This is a genomic window from Xylanibacter rodentium (assembly GCF_013166575.1).
GTDB lineage: Bacteria > Bacteroidota > Bacteroidia > Bacteroidales > Bacteroidaceae > Prevotella > Prevotella rodentium.
In genome coordinates, this window is sequence record NZ_JABKKE010000007.1 from 23,182 (window position 1) to 44,324 (window position 21,143).

The window sequence follows — 21,143 nt, forward strand, 5'->3', positions numbered from 1 at the left end:
GATGCCGGCACCGGTCAAAATACCGTTACATGACTACATTTTCAACGGAACAAGCACACTGAATGTCGAACCTTCGCCAAGCACCGACTCCACCTCCACATCGCCACCGTTCTTTATGGCAAAGTCTTTGCACAACATCAAGCCCAGTCCGCTACCTTCTTCACTGCTTGTGCCATAAGTGGTCTCTCCGCTATGAAAGAGCCGCTCTATACGGTCGGCACTGATACCGACACCGTGGTCACGAACGCCTATCTTCGCAAAGTCACCACAACGCTGCACGGTAATGTCTATCGTACTGTTCTCATTACTGAACTTTATAGCATTGCTGATAAAGTTACGTATCACTGTTTTCAGCATGTCATTGTCGGCATGCACCGTAAGCCGCTCCGTGCCGAGGTTGCAATTCAACCGTATATGCTTCGTCTCGGCTATCATTACAAAGATGTCCACCACTCCTGGAATGACATCGCTCAACTCGAAATCCTGATATACGACATTGAGACGCCCTGTCTGGCTCTTTGTCCATTTCAACAGATTGTCCAACAGATTGTAAGTTTCCTCCGACTCCTTGTTGGCTTTCTCTATCAGACTGAATATCTCCGCACCGATTACATCAGGCGACACGGCATTGACCACAAGATTAAGCACCATACGTATGCTTGCCATCGGAGAACGCAAATCATGGGCTACGACAGAATACATCTTGTCACGATTGCTGATGACGCGTGTCAGCTCTTCATTCTGACGTATTATTATGCGACGTGCACAGACAAGAGAAAGCTGCTGCATAACACGCATTATCAACTCATTCCTGTTGAATGGTTTGGTAATGAAGTCGCTCGCACCGACCTGGAATCCACGTACAAGATGTGAAGGTGTATTGAATGCAGTAATGAAAATAATCGGAATATCTGATGTTTCGGAATCTTTTTTCAATATCGTTGCCGTATCAAATCCGTCAAGTTCAGGCATCATCACGTCAAGAAGAATCAGATCGGGCCGCTCCGATTTTGTCTTCTCAATACACTCATAACCGTTGCTTGCCGTGCATATCTGAAACTTCTCGCTGGCCAACAATGTCTTGAGCAGCAAAACATTACTCACTACATCGTCAACAACAAGTATTTTGTAATCACTCCTATTAATCTTCGATTCTAATATGTCACCGCATTCCATAGCATGATGTTTTATGTTATACTGCAAATATACATAATATATCTGAAAATTGCAATTTTTATACAACATTTTTAATTTAACAAAGCAATAAAGACACCAAAGGCAAAACCAGACTATCAGCAAGCCTTCTATTAGGTAAAGAATACCGGTATCACATTTATTGCATCGGTCATTACTCTTGATAAAATACCGGAATGTATGGATTATTCTGAAAAAAACGCATTTTATTTTTCACGAAATAGAAAAGCCAAAAGGGCCCAACGACCCTTTTGACACACGTCTTTGGCATGATTTACTCGTCATAAGGGCCTCCCGGCACTCCCGTTTGGGCCGTTTCGCATTGCAATATGCCAATAACAAGTAACAATATCAAAAGCAGCGTACCGTCAACCTCATAGCCATATATTGCATCTGGCCTTACAGCTGACGGTACGCTACTTCCGATATTGTTACTTACGCTTATATGTCTGATATATACCCTTAATGCTATTCTATTTATACTCCGACCAGCTCTTTATGGCAATGTCTTCTATGGACATGTTGCAGAAAGCACTGATGAAAGCACTGGCCAGACGGCTGTTTGTGATGAGCGGCACATTCAGGTCTATCGCTGCACGGCGTATCTTGTAACCGTTGCTCAACTCGCCTGCCGACAGGTTCTTCGGGATGTTGACCACCATGTCTATCTCATGATTGTGGAGCATGTCAAGAGCCTGCGGCTGATTGTCTTCCGACGGCCAATATACAGTCGTGTTCCCGACACCGTTTTCCGTGAGGAATTTCGATGTGCCTCCGGTGGCATACAATTTATAACCATGTTGCACAAGAGTGCGTGCGGCATCCAACATCTCAGCCTTCTGCTTGGCCGAACCGGTGGAAAGCAGGATGTTCCTTTCCGGTATACGGTAGCCGACAGAGAGCATACTCTTGAGCAATGCACAGCTGGTGTCCTCGCCGATACATCCTACCTCGCCGGTAGAGGCCATGTCGACACCAAGCACAGGGTCGGCTTTTTGAAGACGATTGAACGAGAACTGGCTGGCCTTGATGCCTACGTAATCAAGGTCGAATAGACTCTTGTGAGGCTTCTCTACAGGCAGGCCAAGCATAACTTTGGTAGCAATCTCTATAAGATTTATCTTCAGCACCTTGCTGACAAACGGGAACGAACGTGAAGCACGCAGATTGCACTCTATCACCAGAATGTCATTGTCACGGGCCATGAACTGAATGTTGAAAGGTCCGCTGATGTGCAACTCCTTCGCTATCTGACGGCTCACGCGCTTTATGCGGCGCACGGTCTCGACATAGAGTTTCTGCGGCGGGAACTGTATAGTGGCGTCTCCGGAGTGCACACCTGCGAACTCGATATGCTCCGATATGGCGTATGCTATGATTTCACCGTTCTTTGCCACCGCATCCATCTCTATCTCCTTTGCATGCTCTATGAAACGGCTTACGACAACAGGATGGTCCTCCGACACGTTGGCGGCCAACTTGAGGAAACGCTCAAGCTCTTCGGCATTTGAACATACGTTCATGGCCGCACCGGAAAGCACGTACGACGGACGGACAAGCACGGGAAAACCGACACGGTCGATAAACTTGTTTATGTCGTCCATCGAAGTCAGTGCGCTCCACTCGGGCTGGTTGATGCCGTTGCGGGTGAGCATTGACGAGAACTTGGCACGGTCTTCGGCATTGTCAATGTCTTTTGCCGATGTTCCAAGTATCGGCACACGCTGCGCGTCAAGACGCATGGCAAGGTTGTTGGGTATCTGACCGCCGGTAGATACGATGACACCATGAGGATTCTCAATGTCGATGATGTCCATTACGCGTTCGAATGTCAGTTCGTCGAAGTAAAGACGGTCGCACATATCGTAATCGGTAGAGACGGTCTCGGGATTGTAGTTGATCATCACCGAGCGGTATCCTTCCTTGCGTATTGTCTGCAAAGCCTGAACACCGCACCAGTCGAATTCAACGGACGAGCCGATACGATAGGCCCCCGAACCGAGCACAATGATGGAACGCTTGTCGCCAAGGAACTTGATATCGTGGGCAACAGCCGAATATGTGAGATACAGATAGTTGGTCTGGGCGGGATATTCGGCAGCCAGCGTGTCTATCTGCTTCACATACGGCAGTATTCCATAGCTCTTGCGCAGATTGCGGACAACAAGTCCGGCCTTGGCCATACTGTGCAGTTCGGTCTCGAGACCTACGGCACGGGCTATCTGGAAATCGGTAAAACCGTATATTTTTGCCTCGCGCAGCAATTCTTTATCGAGATTATTGACACTCTTGAGAGCCTTCATGCGCTCATCAATATCGATAATATGCTTCAGTTTCTGTAGGAACCATTTGTCGATCTTGGTCAGGTCGTGTATCTGATCGATGGTATATCCCTTGTGCATGGCCTTCGATATTATGAAGACACGTTTGTCGGTAGGCTCGCGCAAAGCGGCATCGATATCGTCAATCTCAAGTTCCTTGTTCTCTACAAAACCATGCATGCCCTGCCCTATCATTCGCAGGCCTTTCTGGATGGCCTCTTCAAAGTTACGCCCTATGGCCATCACCTCGCCGACAGACTTCATCGAAGAACCGAGTTCCTTGTCTACGCCACGGAACTTGCTGAGGTCCCAACGCGGAATCTTGCAGACTACATAGTCGAGCGCCGGCTCAAAGAATGCGCTTGTTGTCTTGGTGACGGAGTTCTTCAACTCGAAAAGTCCGTAGCCCATACCAAGTTTTGCTGCCACAAAGGCAAGCGGATAACCGGTTGCCTTGGATGCAAGAGCCGACGAACGGCTCAGACGGGCATTCACTTCAATGACACGATAGTCCTCGCTCTTGGGGTCGAAAGCATATTGAACATTACACTCACCGACAATACCTATATGACGTATAATCTTGATTGACAGTGCACGGAGCTTGTGGTACTCACTGTTGGTAAGTGTCTGCGACGGAGCGATAACGATGCTTTCGCCCGTATGGATGCCGAGCGGGTCGAAGTTTTCCATGTTACACACCGTGATACAGTTGTCGTAACGGTCGCGCACCACCTCATATTCTATCTCTTTCCATCCCTTCAGACTCTTCTCTACAAGCACCTGCGGAGAGAATGAGAATGCTTTTTCGGCCAATTTGTCCAGCTCTTCCTCATTGTCACAGAAGCCGCTGCCGAGACCGCCAAGTGCATAGGCGGCACGCAGAATCACCGGATACCCCAGTTGGGCAGCCGCCTTGCGGGCCTGCTCTATAGTCTCGCAGGCTTCGCTCTTGATTGTTTTCACGTCGATTTCGTTGAGTTTTTCAACGAACAGTTCGCGATCTTCCGTGTCCATGATGGCCTGTACGGGAGTACCGAGCACCTTGACGCTGTATTTTTCCAACACACCGCTCTTATAAAGCTCCACTCCGCAATTAAGCGCCGTCTGACCGCCAAAAGCCAAAAGAATGCCATCAGGACGCTCTTTCTCAATGACACGCTCAACGAAATATGGCTGAACGGGCAGGAAATAAATCTGATCGGCAACCCCTTCGGATGTCTGCACAGTGGCAATATTCGGATTGATGAGCACTGTATAAACGCCTTCCTCGCGTAAAGCCTTCAATGCCTGCGAACCCGAATAGTCGAACTCACCGGCCTCACCTATCTTCAATGCGCCCGAACCGAGCAACAATACTTTCTTTATATTCTCGTCTTTCATCTTTTACTTCAGTTTATCAACAAAACGGTCAAACATAAACTCGGTATCAACAGGACCGGAACAAGCCTCGGGATGGAACTGACTCGTAAACCAAGGATTCTCCACATGGCATACACCTTCGTTGGAACCGTCGTTCATATTGACAAACAGTTCACGCCAATCCTTGCCAAGCGTCTTCGCATCCACGGCATACCCATGATTCTGGCTTGTCACATAGCACTTGTTCGTTCCTACTTCACGCACAGGCTGATTGTGGGAACGATGGCCATACTTCAATTTATATATCGTGGCACCTCCGGCTTTTGCAAGAAGTTGATTGCCCATACATATTCCACATATCGGCTTGCGGGACAAACTCATCTGCTTACGGATTATCTGCACGGCGTCCTCACACATATCGGGATCGCCGGGACCGTTGCCAAGGAAGAGTCCGTCGAAATCCATTGATGTGTAGTCGTAGTTCCAAGGAACACGAACAACCTCTACACCACGATTTGTCAGACAACGTATGATATTGTTCTTTACACCGCAATCCACAAGCACGACCTTCTTGCCGGCTCCCTCGTTATAACGTATTATCTCCTTACAGCTTACAAGGTCTACAAAATTAACTCCCTCATAATCGGCTTGCGGAATATTGTCAGGCTCATCGTCAAAAAGAATCTTGCCCATCATTACTCCGTGCTCACGCAGCACCTTGGTAAGTTGGCGGGTATCTATACCCGTTATACCGGGTACATGTTCCCTCTTCAGCCAGTCTGCCAAACTCTCGACGGCATTCCAATGACTGTATTCTTCACTATAATCGGCCACAATAATGGCTGAGGCATAGATTTTGTCACTCTCCATGAATGTAGCAATACCATCGGGTTCAACCGTGAAAGGAGGAACACCATAGTTGCCGACCAATGGATAAGTAAGTGTCATCAACTGTCCGGCATACGACGGGTCTGTCAGACTTTCAGGATATCCCATCATAGCCGTATTGAAGACAACTTCTCCTGCCACCGGTTGGTCGTATCCAAACGACTTACCATGAAATTTCGTTCCGTCTTCGAGGACTAATGTTACGTTCTTCATTTAATTTATATCAAGAGTTTAAAATTTCTGTTCATACTGATATACATTCTCTACAAAATTGATAAAAGCCTGGTTTACGAGCTTCATACCTCCCGGTGTGGGGAAATCTCCCGTAAAATACCAGTCCCCCTTATGATCAGGAATGGCCTTGTGCAAACCCTCTATACTCTGAAACACCAATTCAATCGGAGTGGCGACTCCTGCAGGGCGCAACATTTCCACCATCTTTGCATTCAACTCGTCTACAGTAAACGGCTTGTAGATATCTTTCACACAGCATCGCATCTCACTCTTAGGCTTGGCTATTTCTTTCCTGCAATTTCTGTATGTCTCGTCTATAACACTATGCATACCGCGCTCCTTAAGCAGTTCTATACATGCACGGAAAGCAATGAATTCCTCCAGACGCGACATGTCTATCCCATAATAATCTGGATAACGTATCTGAGGAGAGGAGCTGACAATGACTATCTTCTTGGGATGAAGACGGTCCAATATCTTGATTATACTCTCACGCAAAGTCGTACCACGCACTATACTGTCGTCGATTACCACGAGATTGTCCACTCCGGCCCTCAACACCTCGTATGTTATGTCATATACATGGGATGCAAGATCGTTACGTGATTTCCCTTCCGTAATGAACGTACGCAACTTGATATCCTTCCATGCCACCTTCTCCGAACGGACATACTGGCTCATTATTCTTACCAATTCATCGTGTGTCGGAGTGTGTTCGAGATTCTCTATAGCCTTTATTTTCGACTCGTTTATGTAGTTCTTGAAACTTCCAAGCATACCATAATAGGCTACTTCCGCCGTATTGGGAATGAAAGAGAACACCGTATGCTCCACATCATTGTCAACGGCCTTGAGTATCGGATTCATGAGCTGTTCTCCAAGTTTACGGCGTTCCTTATATATATCACGGTCAGAACCTCGACTGAAATAGATGCGTTCAAACGAACATGCATTGTCTCCGCGCTGCTCCAGAATCCGTTTTATACGGCACTCACCGTTCTTGTTTACGATAATGGCCTCCCCTGGATTAAGTTCCTTTATGTCTCCACATCCCAAATCAAACGTTGTCTGCAACACAGGACGCTCGCTTGCCACTGCCACCACTTCTTCATCGCGATAATAGAAAGCCGGACGTATTCCCCACGGGTCACGCATTGAGAACATCTCTCCACTGCCGGTGAGTCCGCAGACTACATATCCACCGTCAAAATCAGGCATCGCTGTCTTCAATACATTTCCCAGTTTGACATTATTATCTATATAATCGGTGATATCAACTCCATGCAATCCTAACTTTTGGGCATCCACGAAGTTTCGTTCCACCTCACGGTCAAGACGGTGCCCGAGCCACTCCAACATGATGTAGCTATCGGAAAAAACACGCGGACACTGTCCTTGGGCTGTTATCTTGTCGAATATTTCATCAATATTGGTCATATTGAAGTTTCCGCACAGACAGAGGTTCTTTGCCTTCCAATTGTTACGACGCAGAAACGGATGCACATATTTAAGTCCACTCTTTCCTGTGGTGGAATAGCGCAGATGCCCCATATAGAGTTCACCGGCAAACGGAATCTTTCTTTTTGCAAAATCGGCATCATCCATCTGGGCAGGCGAAAAATCACGAAAACCTTTATGGACACTTGCGAATATCTCAGTTATGGCATTTGCTCCTTCCGCTTTCTCCCTGAACATATATTCGTTTCCGGGCAATGTATCCAACTTTACGCAAGCCATCCCCGATCCTTCCTGACCACGATTGTGCTGCTTTTCCATCATGAGATAGAGCTTGTTCAGCCCATACATCCATGTACCATATTTATTCTGGTAATAGTCAAGCGGCTTCAGAAGCCTTATCATAGCCACTCCACATTCGTGCTTTAACTGCTCCATTCTATTATCCCCAATCTTTTGTTTATGTTATGTGACCGTATTCTATAGTATAAGTGCAATCAGACCGACAATGTTTACCTTACTCCACTGTCACCGATTTTGCCAGATTGCGCGGCTGATCCACATTCTTTCCCTTACATACAGCTATGTGATAGGCCAAAAGCTGCAACGGAATTGTGGCAAGAAGTGGCTCCAGACATTCTATAGTCGTTGGAAGTTCTATAACCTCGTCAGCTATTCTGCTTATATTGTCATCACCTTCAGTGACTATCGCAATGACTTTTCCTTTACGTGCCTTCACCTCCTGGATATTGCTAAGCACTTTCTCGTACATAGCATTATGTGTTGCTATCACCACTACAGGCATGTCTGAATCAATCAGGGCTATCGGGCCATGCTTCATTTCCGCAGCAGGATAACCTTCTGCATGTATATAGCTTATTTCCTTAAGTTTCAATGCACCCTCAAGAGCTACCGGATAGCTGTATCCGCGACCGAGATAAAGGAAGTTATGGGCATAAGTGAATATCCGGCTAAGTTCTGATATACGGTCATTGAGTTCCAAGACTTTCTTCATTTTTTCCGGTATTTCGTGCAGCTCCTTAACTATTTCCAAATAGTCGGAACTGCTTATTGTACCCTTTTCCTTGGCAAGTGCCAACGCCAACATTGTCAACACTGTAACTTGTCCTGTAAAGGCTTTGGTAGAAGCCACACCGATCTCCGGTCCAACATGAATATACGACCCCGTGTTTGTAGCACGGGGAATACTCGACCCTATAGCGTTGCAGATGCCGTAAATAAACGCTCCATTATCCTTTGCCAGTTTCACTGCAGCCAATGTATCGGCAGTTTCACCGCTCTGAGAGATTGCTATCACTACATCATCGGATGTTATGACAGGATTGCGATAACGGAATTCCGATGCGTATTCCACTTCCACCGGTATGCGGCAGAAGTTTTCTATCATCTGCTTGCCTATCTGTCCCGCATGCCACGATGTCCCGCATGCTACGATAATGAAACGTTTGGCATTTATAAGCTGCTTCTTATAATCAATGATAGCACTCAGCACTACATTATCCGTATCTACGTTGACACGTCCACGCATGCAGTTGGTAAGACAATCCGGCTGCTCAAATATCTCTTTCAACATGAAATGCGGATATCCGCCTTTATCCAGTTGTCCAAGATTTATATCCACAGTCTGAATTTCCGGGTTAAGTCTTCTATTGAGAATGTTTACCACCTTCAATTCTTCGCCCTTATGCAATACGGCTATATTGCCATCCTCAAGGTATACGACTTTATCTGTATACTCCACAATAGGACTGGCATCCGAACCTATAAAGAATTCGTCATCGCCAATACCCACCACTAAAGGGCTCTGATTACGTGCGACAATAATCTGATGCGGGGTGCGCTTGTCAAGCAAAGCTATCGCATACGCCCCTATCACTTCATGCAGGGCAACCTGCACAGCTGTGAGCAAGTCCAGATTCTTGTGCTCTTTTATATATTCAATCAACTGTACAAGCACCTCCGTATCTGTCTCCGAACGGAACTTAACGCCGTTTGCCATCAGTTTTTTCTTTATATCGGAATAATTCTCTATTATACCGTTATGTATGATAGCCAGATTTCCGGATTCGGAATAATGCGGATGAGCATTAAGAGCCGACGGCTCACCATGTGTTGCCCAACGGGTATGTGCTATACCTACCGTTCCTGAAACATTCTTGTCACTACAATACTCTACAAGATTGTCGACTTTGCCTTTGGACTTATATACATTCAAAGCAGTGTCTGAATTTACCAATGCCACTCCGGCACTGTCATATCCGCGATACTCCAATCTGCGCAGTCCCTTTATCAATATCGGGAAAGCGTCCTTGTTACCTATATATCCTACTATTCCGCACATATTACTATATTATAAAGAAAGAATGGAAACATGCGATTTCCATTCTTCGATTATTTAATTAATTAAGGATGTTATACAACAACGATGTTATTGAAATTAATATTGACGTCGCGGAGAACCACAACGTTGTCATGCTGCCCACGCTCGAATTTTGTGCCTTCACTTTATTAGGCTCAACACAAATTATATCGTTTTGCTGCAAATAATAATAAGGAGAGTTGAGCAGATTGGCATCATTGAGATTCAAGACATGGATGCTCTTCTGCCCGTCACTGTCCTCACGTATCAGTTTAACATTGTCACGAACGCCATATATCGTAAGATCCCCTGCCAAGGCCAATGCCTCAAAGATGTTTATCTTCTCATTATTGACTGTATACAAGCCCGGACTGTTCACCTCACCTATCACCGAAATCTTGTAGTTCACCATTCGTACTGTGACAATAGCTTTTCCTGCATTGGCAGCCAAATAAGGCCTTATGGCATCTTCTATAAATTTTTCCGCTTCAGACTTTGTCTTTCCACCGAGTTTTATACGCCCTATACGCGGAAAATCCACGCATCCGTCATTGTCAACAAGATAGTTCTGAAGTGTCATCTGAGACGAAAGAGATGTTGTTTTCCCCTGAGACATTGAATTGGGAACAACCAGATTAAAGGGAATGGCAGCATCCTGTTCTTCCGTACTGACAGTGATAGTAAGAATATCCTTGGGCATTATACGCGCATCATAAAGTTCTTTACTATCAAGTTTAACCGTCGCACTGTTTTGAATATAAGGAATGTTCTTTGTACTTGAGCAACTGCCCAAAAGCACAACGACAGCCATCATAACAATAGGTAAAATGAGTCTTCTTGTAATGGTCATTTCGTTAAATAGTTTAAACAGTTTGCAAATTTACACCTATTTTTCCAATTAGACAAGGAAAACAGTAGAAATAAAAACGAAAAAGTGTAGTACGATAATCAAAACCATACCACACTTTATATTTAAGACATTTCCTAATTCAGGAAATATCAATAGAACTTGAAATAGTTGCGTGCATTGTTGTAAGAAATATCCTCTACCATACGGCTCAGAATCTCATGGTCGTTTGGCAGCAATCCTTTCTCTACATCATTGCCGAGAATGTTGCAGAGCAAGCGACGGAAATACTCATGACGAGGATAACTCAGGAACGAACGTGAATCGGTGAGCATACCTACAAAACGGCTCAACAGTCCAAGCACGGAAAGGGCGTTCATCTGACGTGTCATACCGTCGAGCTGATCATTGAACCACCAACCTGAACCAAACTGAATCTTGCCCGGACAGCCTCCCTGGAAGTTACCGAGCATGGTGGCGATAACCTCATTGGCACACGGATTCAATGTATACAAAATAGTACGTGTGAGTTTGCCCTCCATGTTAAGTTCGTTAAGGAATTTGCTCATAGCTTTGGCTGTGGTAAACTCGCCGATAGAGTCAAAACCGGTATCCGGACCAAGCTGATTGTACATAGCGGTATTGTTGTCGCGGATAGCACCATAGTGGAACTGCTGTGTCCAGTCGGCTTCAGCATCCATTACAGCCATCTCTTTAAGGAAACAATGCTTATACTGACGTGTCTCGTACACAGTAAGTTCCTTTCCGCTCATGGCCTTGGCAAAAATATCTTCAATCTGTGCCTCTGTATAAGGTTCGTCATAGAATTCCTCAATGCCATGGTCAGACAAACGACAACCGTTCTCGGTAAAGAAATCATGACGTTTCTTCAGAGCATCAAGCATGTCCTTGAACGTGGTTATGGTCACTCCGGCCACTTCACCAAGCTGGTTCACATAGGCAGGAAACTCCGGCTTCTCAATATTCATGGCCTTGTCAGGGCGCCATGCCGGTATCATCTTAATCTCAAATCCGTCTTCACGTGTCTGCTTGTGATAGCGCAGGTCGTCCACTGGATCGTCTGTAGTGCAGACACACTCTACATTGTAATGACGCATAAGGCCGCGGGCTGAGAATTCCGGCTGTTTCAGTTTTTCGTTACACTCGTCAAAAATCTCACGTGCTGTCTTCGGGCTGAGCTGTTTCTCGATACCGAAAGCCGTCTTCAATTCGAGGTGGGTCCAGTGATAAAGAGGATTGCGGAATGTGTATGGAACAGTCTCTGCCCATTTTTCAAACTTCTCCCAATCGCTTGTATCTTTGCCTGTGCAGAAACGCTCATCCACACCGTTGGTACGCATGGCACGCCACTTATAATGGTCACCACCGAGCCAAAGCTCTGTGATGCTCTTGAACTTATGGTCGTTTGCTACCATCTCGGGAATCAGATGACAGTGATAATCAATAATTGGCATTTTGGCCGCATGGTTGTGGAACAGTTCCTGTGCTACCTCGGTATCAAGCAGGAAGTTCGCATCATTAAATTGTTTCATAATTAGTTTAAGCTATGATTATATAATATTATGTAATAGACAAATCTCCGAGCGCAAAAATAACAAATAAATTCCGTATTTTCAAAAACTTTACGTATTTTTGCACCAAAATTTACGTAAACGATGACGTACGATAATAATGTCCTGCTCATATATACCGGTGGCACAATAGGTATGAACCGTAATCCGCACACAGGTGCACTCGAACCTTTCAACTTCGAGCACCTGTTAAACAATGTGCCCGAACTTGCACAATTCTCCACACACATCGCCACATATCAGTTTGATCCTCCAATAGACAGCAGCGATATGTCGCCCGCTCTTTGGACGGATTTGGCACACATCATAGCCGACAATTACGACAATTATGACGGCTTCGTCATACTCCATGGCACCGATACTATGGCATATACGGCATCGGCATTGAGCTACATGCTCGAGAACCTCACAAAACCAGTCATTCTCACCGGTAGCCAGTTACCAATAGGACAGTTGCGCACCGACGGCAAAGAGAATCTCATAACAAGCATAGAGATTGCCTCAGCCAAACATTCCAACGGAAAAGCCATGGTACCCGAAGTTGGTATATATTTCAATGGCCATCTTCTACGCGGCAACAGGACAACCAAACAGAGTGCTGACGAGTTTGACGCTTTCGAAAGTTTCAACTATCCCCACCTTGTAGAAGCCGGTGTCAATATCAGCTATCACGAAAGCCGCATGCTGTCCCCCGACTTCTCACGCCCCATGATTCCGCACTTCCGTCTCGACAACAACGTTATCGTATTCACCATTTTTCCTGGAATACGCGAAGACCTTGTACGACATATAATAGCCACCCCAAACCTCAGAGCCATAGTCATGCGTACCTACGGAAGTGGCAATGCCCCCCAAAAGCCATGGCTTATCAATGCCTTGAAAGAAGCAGCGTGCCATGGAAAGATAATAATAAACATAAGCCAATGCATGGCAGGAAAAGTTGAAATGGACCGATACGACACCGGCTACCAGTTGAAATCTGCCGGAGTACTGAGCGGCTACGACAGTACTGTTGAAAGCGCCGTCACCAAACTGATGTATCTTCAGGCACGATATACCGATCAGGATACCGTGCGTGAGTATATGAAAAAGAGTATACGTGGAGAAATTTCAATATGATTAACATTATACGGTTCTGACAATCAACAGAATATAAAATATTCAAACAAAGCGGAATACCCCTGTCCTACCGACACGTTATTCCGCTTTTATCATTATCTTTGTCCCGTCAATAAATATTTTATTCACCATTAAATATATGTTAGTTATGAAAGATTTAAAAGGAACAAAGACAGAGAAAAACCTCCTTGAGGCATTTGCAGGCGAGTCAATGGCACGCAACAAGTATACATACTTTGCATCAAAGGCAAAGAAAGACGGCTATGTTCAGATAGCGGCGCTGTTTGAAGAGACAGCTGCCAACGAAAAAGAACATGCCGAACTGTGGTACAAGTTTTTACACGGAGGCGAAATCAACGATACGGAATGGAACCTTCAGGACGCCGCCAACGGTGAAAGCTATGAGTGGCAAGACATGTACAAACGCATGGCAGAGGAAGCACGTGAGGAAGGATTTACCGAAATAGCAAAAAAATTCGAACTCGTAGCCGAAGTGGAAAAAGCCCACGAAGAACGTTATCTCAGACTGCTGAAGAATGTCAAGGATGAAAAAGTATTCTCAAAGGACGGTGAAGTTATATGGCAGTGTTCAAACTGCGGACATCTTGTCATTGGTAAGAAAGCTCCGAAAGAATGTCCCGTATGCGACCATGCACAGTCCTATTTTCAGGTAAAACCGGAGAACTATTGACAATAACATGTCTTTAATACTATAAAACTCAATGAATAGCGGTCTTTTCTTCTCTTCGTAGAAACGGCCGCTATCATTTTTAGGGATGGGTACACAATTCCCTCCCTACCCCTTGATAAAAGCATGACATATGTTTATTATATATCGTTTGGTGGCATGAAATGAACCTTTCAGCAGTATGACATAAAAATATGGTGTGGCATGAAAGTACTTCCAAATAATTCCCCAGCTTCCTGACAGTTCAAAATTGCATTCTTTTTTTCTGAACAGATAGTCTTTGATACCTCGTCCCACAAAATCTTTTAGCAGCCTGCCCTTATCTTTCCTGATAGTGGATTTTGATATCAATCCGCGTTTGACATAGCTGTCCAGTACATCATAATAATTGACAACATGTGGAGTAAAAAAGTGGTATGGTGTTCGCTTGTTGCTTTCCACTTCAATACAACGGTATGACGTAATGTTGACAAGTGTGGTAACCCGTGATGTCTCAGTGAGATACAGAAGCCACATCATCTGGAGTATCATGAACCGTGATCTGTCTTGAAAACTATATAGTGAAGGCAACTGTCGGTGGAAACATCCGAAGTTGGATATCCATGTCATTTTGTTATTCAGTGTACGAACCAACTGGTTTACGTCTGAAACACAAATTTCCGTCATTCCTCTTTTCATATTTTTGATATCTTGGAAAAAGAAAAGACTATGTCCCTCGTCGTGTTCTATACTTCTGATTTTCTCCTTCATCATCCTTAGATCGGCATCAGAAAATGAAGTGTAGTCGTTTAGGAGTTTGAGATAAGTGCCGTGTCCGAGAGACAGAACTTTAAGGAAATTCAAATCTCTGATATTTTCACTATTGCAACTATATATTATACTCTTATCCGGATATTTGGCACAAAGTTCACGTACTATTGACGATGTTGAATCGGTGGAGGCATTGTCAGATACCACCAACTCAACATCGTCATCAAATGAAGGCAATACCAACAACCGCTCCATATTTTCACGCAATATGTTGTCGCGGTTGTATGTCGGTATGCATATTGATATTACAGGATTATTATTCTTCATCGTTCGCCCACCGGATGGTATATGCACTGCTTCTGCAATTCTTCGCCCATAAACGGTGCCATCTTCTCCAATGGAGCTGACGACATCTTTCCGTTTTTGTCCATAAAACTGGCAGATTTAGGGAAGAGCGTCTGCTCGGGATGCATGTGTATCTCACAAATCATGCTCCCGGAACTTTCAAGAACATCACGGATTGTCCGGTCAAGCGTTTCCCCCTCTTCTCTGATATCGATATATTCGATGCCGTATGCCGCCGCTATCTTCCCGAGATTCGGGCATATCACACCGCTGGCGGGATTGGAGCCGGTGAAATGACCTTTGAAAAAACTTTTTTGAGTCGTCTTGATGGCAAGATAACCCTCGTTCTCCAGAACGAATATCTTCAGCGGCATAGCGTATGTAACCAAAGTCTGAAGCTCCTGAATGTTCATCTGCAACGAACCGTCTCCCGTCACAAGTATGGTCCGGCCGTGACCACTATTTGCCGTGACCGCTCCGATTGCAGCCGGAAGGTCATAGCCCATGGCTGCACACCCCTGATTGGCAAACACACGCACACCACGATTCACTTGCATAGCCTGATAAGTGGATGTATAGGCGGTGCCGTTACCTGTTACAACTACATCTCCGTCCCTCAACTGACGGAACAGCCTGTCGGCAAAAACATATGAAGAGATATATCCCGGTTGCGAGGGATTGTCGTCAAATACAGTGGGAAGTTTCTTCTCTATTGTGCGCCCCCATTCTTTCCAATGACAGAAGTCTGGCAAGCAGATCCGACGTGTAGCAGCATCAAGTTTGTCGATAAACTCTGACAGATTGGCATGTATAGACATGTCGATGGACAGCGTGGGCTTCTGCATCTCAGCGAGGTCAGCGTCCACCATGACCTTATATGCCCGTGGAGCCAACAGATCGTATGCATAGCTGATTTGGCGTATACTAAGACGTGTGCCGAGGATTATGAGCAAATCGGAATTCTGTACCATGATGTTGCCGATACGGTCGCCACAGATACCTGGTTTTCCGTAGCAGAGCGGATGGTCATGCCATATTATGTCCGAACCGCTGATGGCCGTGACGACGGGTATGCCGAGTCGTTCGGCCAAAGTGACGAATAAGTCCTCGCGTTTGGCCAGGCGCACTCCGTTGCCCACATATATTACCGGGCTCTTGGCTGTTTTTATTCTGTCTATTAGTTGGTCTATCTGTCTGTCCACAAGGTCGTGGCAGACAGGATCCTCCAACTCGGACAAGTCAAATTCGCGCAGTATTGTCTCATCGACCATAGCTCCCTGAACATCCAAAGGAACATCAATCCACACCGGACCGGGCCGTCCGTCCGTCGCGATTGCAACAGCCTTGTCTATTTCACGCTTGATGTCATATGGGTCCGTAACGGTCACGGCATATTTGGTTATGGAGCTTACCATACTCACAATGTCCGCCTCCTGATCTCCAAGTTGTCGAAGAGGCAGATGAGGATAGCTTCCCTTCATGGTGGAAGTCTTGATTTGCCCTGATATATATAGTCCGGGGATGGAGTCGAGCCATTGCCCTAACACACCCGTTATGGCATTTGTACCGCCAGGACCTGTTGTGACATTTGTCACGCACAGACGTCCGCATGTCCTGTAATAACCCTCAGCCGCTATGGCCGAAGCCTGCTCGTGATGGTTGCAGATATATGTCAGGCCTTTGGTATGGCCGATAGAGTCGTTAAGATGCATGGCTCCGCCGCCAGTGACGAGAAAACAATGGCTGATGCCATGCTTTTCAACAAGATGCTGAAAAATGAAATCAGAGACTTTAATCATAATCAGATATATAATAGTTGGTATTTATATAAATTAGTCTTTTGTTTCCTTTACATCAAAGTTTATCCGTTCCTTTTCTATCACAAGCGGACGGTGTCGTACTTGTGTTATTATCTGCCCTATATATTCACCGATAACACCCAAGAACAGAGCCTGTACTCCAGAAAAGAAGAAAAAACCAATGATAAGCGGAGCAGTGCCAAGTTGGAAATCATCCCAATACATAATCTTATATATAAAATATCCTATGGCCACAAGCATGCTGACGATACAAAAGAATATGCCTATAAAACTGGCAATACGCAATGGGACTTTAGAATGGTTTACAAAACCCAGCATAGCCATGTCATATAGTGAATAAAAACTTTGATGTGTCTTACCATGCAGACGTTTGGGCTGGCTGTAATACACTATACCAAGATCCCCTCCGTATTCGGCAACCAGACCACGCATATATGGATAAGGATCATCGATTTGACGCATCATATCAACAAAAGATCTGTCGTACAGACCAAAACCGGTAAAGTTTTCTATTTGGCGTGTCTCACTTATTGCCTTTATTATCTTATAGAACAGACATCTGACACCGAACATAATTGACGATTCCTGCGATTGGCTTTTTACTCCGATAGTAACGTTATGACCGTTTTCCCACTGTTCAATAAATTTCGGTATCAGCTCCGGCGGATCCTGCAAATCTGCAACCATGAGCATTACTGCATCTCCATTGGCTTGACATACGCCATAAAAAGGTGAACGGATATGGCCGAAATTCATTGCATTGACAATAATTTTAACATTAGGGTCTTTTACTGCCAGTTTTTTGAGTACGGAAACAGTCTTGTCAGTAGATGCATTGTCTATGAATATATGCTCATACTCATATTTTCCTACCATCAAATCAAACTGCTGTTTCACTTGTCGATACAATTCCGCTACATTCTCTTCTTCGTTGTAGCACGGGGTTACTATACTTATTTTTTTCATTTCTTCTTATATACAAAACGTTTTAGCATAAAGAAAGAACATATGGCAACAATAGGTGTCGCTGATATACCGGCCCAGTATTCGTCCAATCCGGATAAAAGCATCAGCTTCACAACGCCGGTGTTTATCACATATATAAATAAATAGCAAAGTGTGAAACGGAATATCAGACTGTTGTCATTGTTCTCAAATACAAATTTGCCTGTAGTCTTGAAATTAAACAGAACTCCCAAAACATTGCTTATCAGTGTGGCTATAAAATAAGGTAAACCGATGAATATCATCAGACAATATACCCCTACTCCAAAAACGGTATTCAGAATGCCGATAAGGATGAAACGCAGGAACTTACTGTTTATGCAATGCAGGGGATTACCCGACAGTGGCAGAGATGTGCCGCCGCATTCTTCGGCATGCCTGTATTGCAATTTACCCGCCTTTTCCAATTTCTTTTTCTCCTTTTCAATGATACTCTCCACTACTTTATCAAAAGGAGTGTATACATAATGTCGGGTAGCATTCTCTGTTTTTGACACATCCGGTTGCAGTGATACAATATTGACGGGGACTATTTTCCCATAGCATATCTTGCTTGAAGTATTTGTCAGTTCCTTCATGCGTTCGACAAAATCTTTGAGAATTCTCGTATCCCTTGAAGCTATATTGTATATTCCATGCAAGAAGCCGTCTTTTCTCATAGCATACTCGCACAACTTCATAATCTGCGTGGCAGCATCTTTGTAATAAAGGAAATTCCAATGCTGCGTACAAGAACTTAACTCGATTTCCTGACCGGTCAGCATCTTGTTGATGCAACTCATTACCAAAGTCCACTCATGGTCTTCTTCTCCGAATATGCTGAAAATACGCAAATGTACATATTTCATTCCCGTAGATTCACTGAATTCAACCCCTTTCTCATTTATTGCAAGTTTGGCTCTGCCGTATTCGGAAAAAGGCCTGCATGGAGTTTCTTCTGTAATGGTTGTCATCACAGTACCGTATTCTGCTTGTGAACCTGCTTCAACAAAAACTTTGCACCCCATCTTATGGGCCGAATGCATGGCGTCAACGGTATATTCGATATTATTTTCTTGTATATCAACCGTATTTCTGCAATCATGTCCAGTTCCAGCCCATGCCAAATTGATGAAAATGTCAGCATGTTTGACTTTTTCGTGAAGTCGGGCATATTCTCTCATGTCGGCCGCCATCACTTCTATACCGGACGGCAGTCTGTCTTTTGCTTTAGAACTATCCCTACATACCGCGATTACAGTATGTCCATTGTTCTGCAACGTCCGACAAATTTCCATGCCAATAAAACTTGTCGCACCCGTGATGAGATATGTGCTCATTCTATGTCGGTTTTTATATTATGCTTATAATCGGAAGGAACCAATATTTCATAGTATCCGTTACTCCACACCCTTTTGTACTTATATTTTTTGATGAATCGTTTTATTGTCTTTGTCTGTGCCGAACTTATATAATTGGTATCGATGCTCTCATCATAATAGTTCCGTTGTATTGACGTCCATTCATTTGAAGAGAAGAAATGTTGCAATACGATAACCGGAAGACGCTCTGATTCTTTCTCAGCCTGAACAAACGCCTTCACATATCTTTCTCCGAAAAATACACAGGGCCATGAAATGCCGGCAAACGGTCTGGTCTCAGTCAGATAATATAAAAGCGGCGAGAAGTCATAGACGAGCATTGTGTCACCAGGCTTGACATATCTGTCCAACTCCCTAAGCAAAGGATTTATTATTCCTGCTTTTTTCTCCATTGTATATATGCCTCTTGCCAATCTACTCTCTATAGGATATATTTTCTCGGTCCTGTCGCCAGGGTCGTAATAGGCTTTATGGTCTATCTTGATGAAAACTATAGCAAGTAATATGACTGTACAACACCAGAAAGATTTGTTCAACTGACATATCGGAAACGAGATATTCTTTACAGAGGATTCTTTTCCTGTGCTTTCTTCTTCGTTTTTCAGAGTAAATGATATCGAAAAACGCTTCTTGCTTAACATCCGGCAGAATTCATAAAGACCGCTAAGCCCCACCGGTAGGGCAAGCCATGTGGAAGCCCACATCGTCCTGAAACCTCCGTCACTGCCCAATGGTCCGATTAAAGACAGAAGAACTGCGGTCAATGCGACATTCCGCCGTTCCGGACAAGCCGCCATATAATAGCATGCACCGGCTATTGATATGCCGTTTATCGTAGCCATTATCGTGTCGCCCAACATGCTGCTGTCCATATATATGGGTCTGTACAATATCTCGAAGCCAAGGAAAAGCAGAGCGCATCTCAACAATATCCATCTTGTCTGAAATGCACTGCAGAATACGACAGCACCGAGAATGAGTATGCCCAGATAAACAATACACATTCTATAATTGGACAGGTATGACATCAGAAGACTATCTGTCGAATGAGTGCTTTTCCCTTGAAGAGTATTGGCTATGGAACTGACAAACTCTGTAACAAGTGTGTCGGCACCGATATGCACCAGCAGCAGCCAAACAGCCACCATCCCTGATGCAAAAGACATTAATATGACCATCGCCTGTGCTGTGCTTTTCTTCCAATGAATACCGGCAAAATCATAGTTCCATAAAAAAGGGATTAATGCAAATGAAACAAACGTAACATTCGGCAATCTCACGAATACATTCATTCCTGCCAACAGACCTCCTAAGACAATCAGTCCCCATTTCACTTTTCGGACACCTTCATTTATACAAACAAGAGATATTACACCGAAAAAGATTGTCATGTTGTTGTATCCAAACGGCTTGGGGTCGCCTGCCAAAAATACAGCCTGAATCAGCAGACCAATCAATACAACCTTTGTAGAGAAATACCTTGACAGATATTTATAAGAGATTATCTCCGTCAATGATACCATGAAAATGCCCCACATCCTCATCATAAGTATTCCACCAGCCGGATAGATACTGTTCAACAGCCATCCTATATAACAAGTAAGCGGATACCCGCTTCCGCATTTGGCGGCAAGCGGATCCGAGCCGAATAACTGATACGCCGACATAAGATGTCCTTCGTCTGTAAGATCAAATCCTTGTATTGCACATAGACATTGATACAATACTGACAATCCTATTATTATGACAGGCAGGTATTTGGCATCTGTTTTATAATTCATCTGC

Annotated in this window: 14 protein-coding genes; 2 read left to right on the top strand and 12 right to left on the bottom strand. The window is 44.6% G+C overall.

Features of this window, described 5'->3' with window-relative positions; all coding sequences use genetic code 11:
* Positions 1-33: 33 nt before the first annotated feature.
* The 7 genes from HPS55_RS05440 to uxaC all read right to left on the bottom strand — a co-directional run bounded on the left by HPS55_RS05440 (position 34) and on the right by uxaC (position 12,231).
* Positions 34-1,176 (bottom strand): hybrid sensor histidine kinase/response regulator, encoded by a 1,143-nt coding sequence (locus tag HPS55_RS05440; RefSeq protein ID WP_172175397.1) that lies wholly within the window; start codon positions 1,174-1,176, stop codon positions 34-36.
* A 491-nt stretch (positions 1,177-1,667) separates the two neighbouring features.
* Positions 1,668-4,895: a carbamoyl-phosphate synthase (glutamine-hydrolyzing) large subunit gene (gene carB, locus HPS55_RS05445; RefSeq protein ID WP_172175396.1), complete on the bottom strand. Its 3,228-nt coding sequence runs from the start codon at positions 4,893-4,895 to the stop codon at positions 1,668-1,670.
* 3 nt (positions 4,896-4,898) lie between these two features.
* Positions 4,899-5,975, bottom strand: a complete 1,077-nt coding sequence (carA, locus tag HPS55_RS05450; RefSeq protein WP_172175395.1) for a glutamine-hydrolyzing carbamoyl-phosphate synthase small subunit — start codon at positions 5,973-5,975, stop codon at positions 4,899-4,901.
* An 18-nt stretch (positions 5,976-5,993) separates the two neighbouring features.
* Entirely contained in the window at positions 5,994-7,889 is a 1,896-nt protein-coding gene (locus HPS55_RS05455) for an amidophosphoribosyltransferase (protein ID WP_172175394.1), read from the bottom strand.
* A 79-nt stretch (positions 7,890-7,968) separates the two neighbouring features.
* Complete coding sequence (gene glmS / locus HPS55_RS05460) at positions 7,969-9,813, bottom strand: glutamine--fructose-6-phosphate transaminase (isomerizing) (RefSeq protein WP_172175393.1); 1,845 nt, start codon at positions 9,811-9,813, stop codon at positions 7,969-7,971.
* Between the two features lie 58 nt (positions 9,814-9,871).
* Entirely contained in the window at positions 9,872-10,681 is an 810-nt protein-coding gene (locus HPS55_RS05465) for a polysaccharide biosynthesis/export family protein (RefSeq protein WP_172175392.1), read from the bottom strand.
* A 149-nt stretch (positions 10,682-10,830) separates the two neighbouring features.
* Positions 10,831-12,231, bottom strand: a complete 1,401-nt coding sequence (uxaC, locus tag HPS55_RS05470) for a glucuronate isomerase (protein ID WP_172175391.1) — start codon at positions 12,229-12,231, stop codon at positions 10,831-10,833.
* Between the two features lie 123 nt (positions 12,232-12,354).
* Between uxaC and HPS55_RS05475 the strand changes: the two genes are divergently transcribed.
* Entirely contained in the window at positions 12,355-13,389 is a 1,035-nt protein-coding gene (locus HPS55_RS05475) for an asparaginase (RefSeq protein WP_172175389.1), read from the top strand.
* Positions 13,390-13,537: 148 nt separating this feature from the next.
* Complete coding sequence (gene rbr / locus HPS55_RS05480; RefSeq protein WP_172175387.1) at positions 13,538-14,080, top strand: rubrerythrin; 543 nt, start codon at positions 13,538-13,540, stop codon at positions 14,078-14,080.
* 105 nt (positions 14,081-14,185) lie between these two features.
* Here rbr and HPS55_RS05485 read toward each other — a convergent pair whose 3' ends face one another.
* The 5 genes from HPS55_RS05485 to HPS55_RS05505 are packed head-to-tail and all read right to left on the bottom strand — an operon-like array spanning position 14,186 to position 21,139.
* Positions 14,186-15,154 carry a glycosyltransferase family 2 protein gene (locus HPS55_RS05485; RefSeq protein WP_172175385.1) on the bottom strand — a complete coding sequence of 323 codons (969 nt, stop codon included), beginning with the start codon at positions 15,152-15,154 and terminating at the stop codon, positions 14,186-14,188.
* Positions 15,151-16,971: a thiamine pyrophosphate-binding protein gene (locus HPS55_RS05490; protein WP_216653110.1), complete on the bottom strand. Its 1,821-nt coding sequence runs from the start codon at positions 16,969-16,971 to the stop codon at positions 15,151-15,153. The genes HPS55_RS05485 and HPS55_RS05490 overlap by 4 nt, the downstream gene beginning before the upstream one ends.
* A gap of 33 nt (positions 16,972-17,004) precedes the next feature.
* The gene (locus tag HPS55_RS05495) at positions 17,005-17,958 is read right to left on the bottom strand and encodes a glycosyltransferase family 2 protein (RefSeq protein WP_172175383.1); all 954 of its coding nucleotides are present in this window, start codon (positions 17,956-17,958) and stop codon (positions 17,005-17,007) included.
* The gene (locus tag HPS55_RS05500; protein WP_172175381.1) at positions 17,955-19,316 is read right to left on the bottom strand and encodes an SDR family NAD(P)-dependent oxidoreductase; all 1,362 of its coding nucleotides are present in this window, start codon (positions 19,314-19,316) and stop codon (positions 17,955-17,957) included. Before HPS55_RS05500 ends, HPS55_RS05495 begins: the two co-directional genes overlap by 4 nt.
* Positions 19,313-21,139 carry a glycosyltransferase family 39 protein gene (locus HPS55_RS05505; RefSeq protein ID WP_172175379.1) on the bottom strand — a complete coding sequence of 609 codons (1,827 nt, stop codon included), beginning with the start codon at positions 21,137-21,139 and terminating at the stop codon, positions 19,313-19,315. The genes HPS55_RS05500 and HPS55_RS05505 overlap by 4 nt, the downstream gene beginning before the upstream one ends.
* Between the last annotated feature and the right edge of the window lie 4 nt (positions 21,140-21,143).

Bases quoted from the DNA above. Each gene is read 5' to 3' on its own strand.
- rbr (WP_172175387.1), top strand. From the start codon at position 13,538: ATGAAAGATTTAAAAGGAACAAAGACAGAGAAAAACCTCCTTGAGGCA.
- uxaC (WP_172175391.1), bottom strand. From the start codon at position 12,231: ATGAAACAATTTAATGATGCGAACTTCCTGCTTGATACCGAGGTAGCA.
- HPS55_RS05485 (WP_172175385.1), bottom strand. From the start codon at position 15,154: ATGAAGAATAATAATCCTGTAATATCAATATGCATACCGACATACAAC.
- HPS55_RS05505 (WP_172175379.1), bottom strand. From the start codon at position 21,139: ATGAATTATAAAACAGATGCCAAATACCTGCCTGTCATAATAATAGGA.
- HPS55_RS05500 (WP_172175381.1), bottom strand. From the start codon at position 19,316: ATGAGCACATATCTCATCACGGGTGCGACAAGTTTTATTGGCATGGAA.
- carB (WP_172175396.1), bottom strand. From the start codon at position 4,895: ATGAAAGACGAGAATATAAAGAAAGTATTGTTGCTCGGTTCGGGCGCA.
- HPS55_RS05440 (WP_172175397.1), bottom strand. From the start codon at position 1,176: ATGGAATGCGGTGACATATTAGAATCGAAGATTAATAGGAGTGATTAC.
- glmS (WP_172175393.1), bottom strand. From the start codon at position 9,813: ATGTGCGGAATAGTAGGATATATAGGTAACAAGGACGCTTTCCCGATA.
- HPS55_RS05495 (WP_172175383.1), bottom strand. From the start codon at position 17,958: ATGAAAAAAATAAGTATAGTAACCCCGTGCTACAACGAAGAAGAGAAT.
- HPS55_RS05475 (WP_172175389.1), top strand. From the start codon at position 12,355: ATGACGTACGATAATAATGTCCTGCTCATATATACCGGTGGCACAATA.
- HPS55_RS05490 (WP_216653110.1), bottom strand. From the start codon at position 16,971: ATGATTAAAGTCTCTGATTTCATTTTTCAGCATCTTGTTGAAAAGCAT.
- HPS55_RS05465 (WP_172175392.1), bottom strand. From the start codon at position 10,681: ATGACCATTACAAGAAGACTCATTTTACCTATTGTTATGATGGCTGTC.
- carA (WP_172175395.1), bottom strand. From the start codon at position 5,975: ATGAAGAACGTAACATTAGTCCTCGAAGACGGAACGAAATTTCATGGT.
- HPS55_RS05455 (WP_172175394.1), bottom strand. From the start codon at position 7,889: ATGGAGCAGTTAAAGCACGAATGTGGAGTGGCTATGATAAGGCTTCTG.